The following is a 613-nucleotide window of genomic DNA, read 5'->3' as shown; positions in this document are numbered from 1 at the left end:
TGTGAGATGCCACACTGTCAAGATCCGTCGATGTCCGACTTCACGCAAAATCTAACGGTCTCAATGTCGTACCGTAAGATCACTTGGGATCACGTCAACGCAGGTACGTCTGGTTCAGACGATTGGCGTAAACCTATCGAAGCTTAATCACTTTGATTTTCGGTGGCTTCCTACAGGAGGAAGCCTCCTGAAAGCCTTAACCCCAAATTACCGTTGTCGCGGTAATTTGTATTTAAGGTTTTTGTGTTTAGGGTTAACGATAGGAGAGACGTATGGCGACATTGGCGTACACCACAAATATAGAAGGACTCGGCGATGATGCCTTCTCACTGCAACGCAAACCTGCGAAACGCAAGTTATGTGTTCAATACTGTGAAAGTGTCCCTCCTAAGCAATATCAGTGGACGATAACTCCAGAACACCTCTCTACGATGCAGTCGATTCTTAACACGAGTAATGGAGCCCTATGACAATGACTACCTATACTATTCAACCGGGGGATACCTTACTCCAAATTGCTATTGATCAAGGCGTCGAATATGTCGACCTCTTGACGCTGAATCCGCAATGTCAGACTGACCCAAATTACATTCGGGCGGGAGATACCTTAACA

The 613-nt window shown here is 46.0% G+C and carries 1 protein-coding gene and 1 pseudogene; both read left to right on the top strand.

Translation table 11 applies throughout. The annotated features are described in order from the left end of the window. A pseudogene (locus QTN94_RS20320) lies at window positions 1–147 on the top strand (type VI secretion system tube protein Hcp); the annotation flags it as partial. Window positions 148–272: 125 nt separating this feature from the next. Continuing rightward, entirely contained in the window at window positions 273–470 is a 198-nt protein-coding gene (locus QTN94_RS20315) for a hypothetical protein (protein ID WP_331428680.1), read from the top strand. The last annotated feature ends 143 nt before the right edge of the window (window positions 471–613 follow it).

Source organism: Vibrio sp. M250220, from assembly GCF_036533795.1.
GTDB lineage: Bacteria > Pseudomonadota > Gammaproteobacteria > Enterobacterales > Vibrionaceae > Vibrio.
The sequence above is the reverse complement of the archived record's forward strand: the minus strand, read 5'-3'. Positions and strand labels throughout refer to the sequence as shown.

Coding starts and splice junctions, on each gene's coding strand:
- QTN94_RS20315 (WP_331428680.1), top strand. CDS start 273: ATGGCGACATTGGCGTACACCACAAATATAGAAGGACTCGGCGATGAT.